Source organism: Vibrio sp. OPT46 (assembly GCF_015163535.1).
GTDB classification, from domain to species: domain Bacteria; phylum Pseudomonadota; class Gammaproteobacteria; order Enterobacterales; family Vibrionaceae; genus Vibrio; species Vibrio alginolyticus.
Window position 1 is genome coordinate 9,441 of the sequence record NZ_JADDYG010000578.1, and the last position, 7,106, is coordinate 16,546.

7 protein-coding genes are annotated in these 7,106 nt (G+C 44.6%); 1 reads left to right on the forward strand and 6 read right to left on the reverse strand.

What is annotated here, in order from left to right; all coding sequences use genetic code 11:
* Window positions 1-27: 27 nt before the first annotated feature.
* A complete protein-coding gene (locus IQR33_RS23145; protein WP_193844086.1) occupies window positions 28-2,448 on the reverse strand; it encodes a hybrid sensor histidine kinase/response regulator in 2,421 nt (806 codons plus the stop codon).
* 51 nt (window positions 2,449-2,499) lie between these two features.
* On the opposite strand from IQR33_RS23145, the gene IQR33_RS23150 reads away from it, so the two are divergent.
* Entirely contained in the window at window positions 2,500-3,111 is a 612-nt protein-coding gene (locus IQR33_RS23150; protein ID WP_005378278.1) for a YecA family protein, read from the forward strand.
* Window positions 3,112-3,184: 73 nt separating this feature from the next.
* On the opposite strand, the gene IQR33_RS23155 is transcribed toward IQR33_RS23150, so the two are convergent.
* The 5 genes from IQR33_RS23155 to nadA form a co-directional block, all read right to left on the reverse strand.
* Complete coding sequence (locus tag IQR33_RS23155) at window positions 3,185-4,351, reverse strand: glutathionylspermidine synthase family protein (RefSeq protein ID WP_193837453.1); 1,167 nt, start codon at window positions 4,349-4,351, stop codon at window positions 3,185-3,187.
* 8 nt (window positions 4,352-4,359) lie between these two features.
* Window positions 4,360-4,929 carry a DUF1190 domain-containing protein gene (locus tag IQR33_RS23160; RefSeq protein WP_193837454.1) on the reverse strand — a complete coding sequence of 190 codons (570 nt, stop codon included), beginning with the start codon at window positions 4,927-4,929 and terminating at the stop codon, window positions 4,360-4,362.
* Between the two features lie 8 nt (window positions 4,930-4,937).
* The gene (locus IQR33_RS23165; RefSeq protein WP_005378281.1) at window positions 4,938-5,354 is read right to left on the reverse strand and encodes a DUF350 domain-containing protein; all 417 of its coding nucleotides are present in this window, start codon (window positions 5,352-5,354) and stop codon (window positions 4,938-4,940) included.
* On the reverse strand, window positions 5,354-6,397 hold the full coding sequence (locus IQR33_RS23170) for a potassium channel protein (protein ID WP_158173768.1): 1,044 nt from the start codon (window positions 6,395-6,397) through the stop codon (window positions 5,354-5,356). Before IQR33_RS23170 ends, IQR33_RS23165 begins: the two co-directional genes overlap by 1 nt.
* A gap of 118 nt (window positions 6,398-6,515) precedes the next feature.
* The coding region (gene nadA, locus IQR33_RS23175) for a quinolinate synthase NadA (RefSeq protein WP_193844085.1) at window positions 6,516-7,106 on the reverse strand (591 nt) is incomplete at its 5' end.

The window sequence follows — 7,106 nt, forward strand, 5'->3', positions numbered from 1 at the left end:
GTTCACAGTTGCGCGATATTGATTCAGTTATGGTGAGGCCAGCAAAATCGTTAATGTATCGATATCATCTTGGTCTGGGGATTGCTGACGCTTTAAGTTACTTCTTATCCGTTCGGCGACTGAAGAAACGTCGTCACTGAGTTCAAGGGGAGCCTCCGCAATGATCGCTGAAATAGCCTCAAGTGCTTCATTAAGATGTCCATTATCTAGAGCGACATAGAAGTTGAGTAACCACTTTTCAGCATTAAAGCTATCTGCTGCATTTCCATCAAAGTCCGATTGGTACTGATATAACTGTGTCGCATGAAGATACAGTGCATCATTTAATTCAGACTCCACTATTGGTTTCGCTATTATGTGGTCTGCTCCTACATTAATCATACGCTCTTGTGTTTCTTTGAACACATCCGCTGTACAGCCAAAAATCAGTACCGACTTAGCAGGTGAACTCATTGCTCGAATGGCTGATATGGCCCCAACGCCATCTAGAACAGGCATATGATTATCCATCAGTATCAAATCAAATGGTTTGATCGCAACCTCATCGACTGCAAGCTGACCATTTTCGACACTTGTGCACTCAAAGCCCTTGGCTCGGAGGAAAGTTTCCATAATGATCGCATTTGTTCGGTTGTCTTCAACAATGAGTGCTTTCAACCCTTTACAGTTCAATTTATGTGTATTGATTGACTCTACTTTACCCGGCTTGCAAGGTGTAAGGGCAATTTCGACAGTAAAAGTCGTTCCAGCGTCCTCCTGACTCTCTACAACCACTTGCCCACCCATATGTTCCGCGATTTCTTTGACTATTGCTAAACCAAGCCCTGTACCACCAAACCGTCTAGTCGTTGATGACTCTGCTTGCTCAAAAGGACGAAAAATGCGTTTTTGTGCCTCTTTTGAAATACCAATCCCTGTATCTTTTACCTTTAGTATCAGCTTGGTGCCAGCCTTACTCGATTTCTCGGCTAGCTCTACCTCTACGATGCCACGATCGGTGAACTTAACAGCGTTATTGAGTAGATTGAACAGTACTTGACGCAAACGGGCTTTGTCATTGTTGTACCAACGACCCGTTGGTAAATGCGAGACTACTCTAAAGCGAAGACCTTTTTCTGCACATAGCGTTTGATAAACACTCTTGATACTGCCGATAATCGACTCAATTGGGAAAGGCTTATTTTCAAACTCAACATGCCCTTGTTCAATTTTTGAGTAATCTAAAATCTCATTGAGTAATGTCATCATGTGATCACCTGAATCATAAAGTGTTCTCAGGTGCTTACGCTGCTCATCGGTAAGTGGTGTTTTTAACAGTATCTGGGCAGTTCCTAGTACACCGTTCATTGGTGTGCGAATCTCGTGGGACAATGTGGCTAAGAATGCCGTTTTAGCGTTTGTCGAAGCCTGAGCTTTTATTCTCTCCTGCTCTAAATAGATCGTCTTTTCATTGAACTTCTCGATAAGCTGTCCGATTTCGTCATCGCTATCGTAGTCAATATCTATGATCCCACCAGTTTTCGAGTCATCAATCTTAGCGGCAATGCGAACAATTGGTTCAACAATATAGCGATTCAGTAAGTAGTAACCGACCAAGACACACAAGAGCAAAAATGGAATGATCCTCCCCTCAACGCTCATCACTTGTTCAAACACTTGATCGGCGACTTTAGCTTTTGCGTTGACAACTTCCATGCGCCAATCGAACTCTCCGAAATCAAGCTCGCTGACATAAATTTCGTCCGTCAGTTGAAAGTTGTGTTCAATAATCACGTTTGAGTCAGCATCGCGAACCACTACCCCCAAAGAATGCTGGTTCGTGTGCTCTCGAATAAACTGAAAAAGTGCATCAAGTGATAGGTCTACCGTTACAACTCCAGCGAATCGACCGTTTTGGTAGTACGGAGAAGACGCGGTAATCATCTGGACCTGAGTAAAGGTATCGATGTAAACCGTAGACCAACTAACAGAACCTACCGGAGCATCGGCGGCAGCGACATACCAGGCTTCATTATCATAACCGCCAGATTCGGGGTTATTGTAGGAGTGAATTTGGTCAATACCACTATCACTGTTTTTATTGAAGAATAGACTTTGATATCTCCATTGTTCTGCTTTTAGTTCGGGTTTAGGCCATACGCCACCACTAACAAGCATCTTGTCACTCAATTGAAGTATATGTGGAATTATTGTGTTGAGAGATTGAATATTTTCAGTCCCTTGGGCTAGCCCTACTAAGCTGCTCAATACACCTGTAGAACTGAGGAGGGGCTCTTTTATCTCAAGAGCCAGGAGTTGGGTACGTAACTCTAGGTTTTGCTCTAGCTTTTGTCTAACCGGTGGCTCAACAACCAAATAGGCGACAGAACCGATAGTGGCGATAAAGAAGCACAGGTAAAGTGTTAGGGCGAGAATGCTTTTTTTTCTAAGTGATGAGCGAATTTCCATAGATGTGTGAATCATTCCCTAATATCGATTTATCACTAATTGATTGGTAAGATGAGCGCAATCAACCAGCCCATTAACAAATGGTATTCTATTTTGAAACTACAAGACATCCTTTCTCTCCCAGAACTTGACGGTAAACTACTAAACCTAGCAAAAACTCAAGGCTTTGTAACAGCGATGGCTGCAGCGCCAAACGTATTAATGCCTCAAGAGTGGTTGCCATTCTTATGGGGTGGAGAAGAAACAGCGCCATTTACTGACGGTGAACAACTAGAGCAGTACATTGACGAGATTGTACAAATGTGGAACCAAACTCGTCCCGCTCTCCTAGAAGGCACTTGGCAGTGGCCTGCAGGGTGCGCGCTAGATGAGCAAGACATTGTAACAAGTCAGGCTCGCGATTTCTGTGAAGGTGTATTACAAGGCTGGCAACTTGCGCGTGATGACTGGGAAACGTTGATGCCTGAGGATAGCGAAGATAATGCCCTACTCGGTGGTGTTTTACTTTCTCTTACTATGCTTTACGACCCAGAAACAACCATTGAAACATTGGCCGAACAAGGTATGGAAGGCTTAGAGCAGTTTGAAGAGATCTTCAATGCAATGCCAGTGATGTTATGTGGTCTTACCCAGCGCGGTGTTGCATTAGCTGAAGAACAATAGACGCAACGCTGTCGACCATCAAGATTGAACGGCTGAATAGACAAAAAGCTCTCCAAATGGAGAGCTTTTTTGATCATGTTAAAATTACATGTGGAATATACCGCGCCATATCTTGAGTCACTAAGCTACTGTCTTCCCTAATCGAAATACCGGCAGCTCTATCATTGACCAACCAACTGCCAATTAACGTATGGTTTTGCCCAAACTTAGGTAGTGGATGGTATTGCTGGACGATATTGAATTTAGATTCATAAGGCCCTGACGTTTTAACAAAACGTTTTCCATCGATGACGATCTCGATGTTCGCGCCCTCTCGAGAAAATAGTGGCTTGATGACACAATCTCTCATAGTGTTCGCTTTTGAATCGTTAGCAAAATAAGCGGGCAAAAGGTTCGGGTGATTAGGAAAGCGCTCCCACAATAACGGTAAAAGTGCTTTATTGGATAGAATCGACTTCCACATCGGTTCTAACCAGTTTACGTTCGCAGTCGCTAAGTACTTCGCATATTCCTCTTCAAACATAAACTCCCAAGGGTAAAGCTTAAACATCCAACGAATCGCTCTGTCGTCAGCATCCACAAACAGACCATCTTCCGTCACTCCAATATCTTCGACATGCACGAATGCCGTTGCTAACCCTGCCTCTCGCGCGCAATCCTCTAAATACTGGACAGTCCCTTTATCTTCTTCAGTGTACTTGCAGCAGCTAAAGTGAAGTGTTTGTCCTGGTTGGTATTTTGCTATTTCGGCAAAGCGCTCGATCAAAAAGTCTTGAAGAATATTGAATTGATCCGCGCTCTGGTGAACTCGACCTTTATTTACAACATCTTCTAGCCACACCCACTGCCAAAAGCCAGTTTCAAACAAGCTGGTTGGCGTATCCGCATTGTTTTCCAGTAATTTTGCAGGCGAGGTCCCGTTGTACGCGAAATCCAGCCGCGAATAAAGCGAAGGTTCGCTTCGTCTCCATGAAGAAGCGACCTGCTCCCACATAGATTCAGGGATCGCACATTGCGTCAGCAACCGCTCACTCCGAACGACTTCATCCACAATAACCAGGCACATCTGATGCAGCTCTTCAGTGGGCGCTTCTATATCGCGCTCAATTTGCTCCAGCGTGAATTGATAGTAAGCACTCTCATCCCAATACGGTTGGTCATACATGGTATGGAAACCAAAACCAAACTGGCGTGCTAATTCACGCCAGTTTTCGCGCTCTTGTATTTCTCGTCGAAACATAGTTCTTTTTAACCGCCTCGACTGACCGACACCGCTTTACCAAACCCGCCTCGAGACATCGCCCTGCCAATGGTGCCGCCACCACTTTTATTAAGGCTATTCGTCGCAACTTTGGTCGGCTGATTTCGGTAGGAGCCAAAGAATTGCCCTGCTCCATTATAGAATTTGGATTTATAACGGTACATCGGCTCTGAGTAATAGCTCTTGTTATAACCTTTCAACCCGCTTAATGAGCGACTGTAAAAAAAACCGCCAAAGTTAGGTACATAAGCTCGGGAACTGGAACTGTAGTAACAATCATCCTCGTAGAAATCATTCTCGCATTCGAACTCGCTGCGGTAGCGAGGGGCATTTTGTTCGGCACGAGCTAAAGCTTCTTGGTATGCAATGTCACACTGTTCACTAAACTCAGGCGAGTTAGATTTACACTCATCGGCATCAGAAAAAATGTACCCTTCTGTTTTTGACTCGTACGTAGCAAAGAAGAAAATACCACCAAAGGCAGCAAAGGGAAGAATTTTCCCAAGCTTTAAGCTTTTGTCCATGGAAGAACGTTTAACGTTAGAACTCCGCTTCATCGTTCCTCCTAGTAGGTCATGCACGCGGCATTCAATACGCCAACCGAAACAGAAACTGCTGCTAATACGATACCGGCTGGCAGTTCATCTTTTTCGATACGCTCTGCCACTTTCGGAAGTAAAATAAAGCGTACAATTGCAAATGCGATAATTTGAGCAAGCATTGCAACAACGCCCCACACCATAAAATCGACGATATTGACCGAGTTTTTTGCCGCCCCCGAAATCGCGAGACAGTAACCAAGGAAAGCCCCACTTAGCGCAATCGCTGCTGCTGTATTTTGTTTTTCTTTAATCAGATGCCACTCATCGTATGGCGTCAACTTGACGTAGATGAACTTAAACGCCAATACAAAAATAATAGAAACAGAGAAATAGAGTAAAAAGTTTGGGAAGCCTGCTAACAGGCCGGCAATCATGTGCATTATTGTTCCTTGTTCATTTCTTTCCAGGCAAAATCTTCAATACGTTCATCTGCAATGTAAAACAGCTTGGTACTCGCGGGTACTTCAGCATCTAAATCTGGGTTGAGTTGAATACCATCGCCAATATCAAAAGCAATCAGCGTGGCATGATGGCGTCTTTTGAGAAAAACGAAGAGATTCTCAATAGTGGTGGCAGACTGACCCTCGGGATAAATAACTGAGTATTGCGTCATACCTCGTGTTGAAGCCAAAAGCTCCTGATGAAGCGCACTTGAGCCCGGGTCAACCGCCGCTTTTGCCAACATTTCTGCGCCAACAGCAGGTATGCATTCCGCTTTCGGGCAATGCTGACTTAGAAGTCGGCCTAGCGCTTCATCTTTAAAGTAAGCGACCAAATGAGCGGAAGGGTTTACAGATGCGCAGTATAGAGCGGCTGACAAGGTAATGTCGTCCGAGAGATTATCCACAATAATGCAAGCGGCTTCGGCAATATTGGCGTTTTTCATCTCTTGCGAATCGGTATAACTGGTCACTTTGATAAAACTGATTTCGCCAGGTAACGGGTTCTCTATTTCTGAACGGCTGCATAAAACAATCGGGCGCTTTCCCTCTTCTTCATGTTGTAACATGCGAATAAGGTGCATCGTTCTCGATCCATTCCAGCCCAACAATACAATATGGTTTTCCACTCTTACTCTCCGTTTTCCTAAAATACCCGCTCGCCAATAGTCCATCGCTGCTCCAGCGACACGCCCCAATAATGCGGCGAATAAGCTCAAACCGCCGGGGATTACAAATAGTACGACAACCCATTTACCCAAATCAGTTACAGGAGAATGGTCGCCATAACCCACCGTACTCGCCGTAACCATGAGGTAATAGATAAAGTTAGCGAAACTGTCTGTTAATGCGGTTTCACCAGCGAGAACCAGCAGCCACCATGAAAGGCTCACATATAAGCCACTAAAGATGAGAAGGCTTCGGTTGCTCAATTTAAGAAGGTGGGAACTAAGCCACTTTTTAACTACTAACCACACCGCCATAAATTTATGACCTCGATATTCATTGATTGCATCAATAGTAACTCATTGATAGTAAGACACAAAAAAACCAGCCATATTCGGCTGGTTTTTGAGATTTACTTTCAGTTACGCCTACTTTTTAAGCATTACCTTTCACTTGCATATTTAGCTGCTCAGCAAAACCTAGCATGCGGTTAAGCGGTATAAGGGATTTAACACGCAGTTCTTCGTCAACAAAAATCTCGTGCTCTTCACCACCTTCACTAAGCGCTTTCTCAATTGCTTTCAAACCGTTCATTGCCATCCAAGGACAGTGTGCACAGCTGCGACATGTTGCGCCTGCACCTGCGGTTGGCGCTTCGATAAGTTCTTTCTCTGGCACAAGTTGCTGCATTTTAAAGAAAATGCCTTTGTCTGTCGCAACGATCATTTGTTTGTGAGGAAGCTCTTTCGCTGCTTTGATCAGCTGACTCGTTGATCCAACGGCATCGGCAAGTTCTACGACGCTTGCTGGTGACTCAGGGTGAACCAAAATAGCCGCATCTGGATACACGCTCTTCATTTTTCGTAGCGCATCAGCAGAGAACTCATCATGAACCACACACTCACCCTGCCAAAGCAGCATATCTGCGCCAGTTTTGTTAGCGATGTACGATCCTAGGTGACGGTCTGGTCCCCAAATAATTGGCTTATCTTCAGCGTCTAAGTGTTCCACGATTTCAAGCGCAAT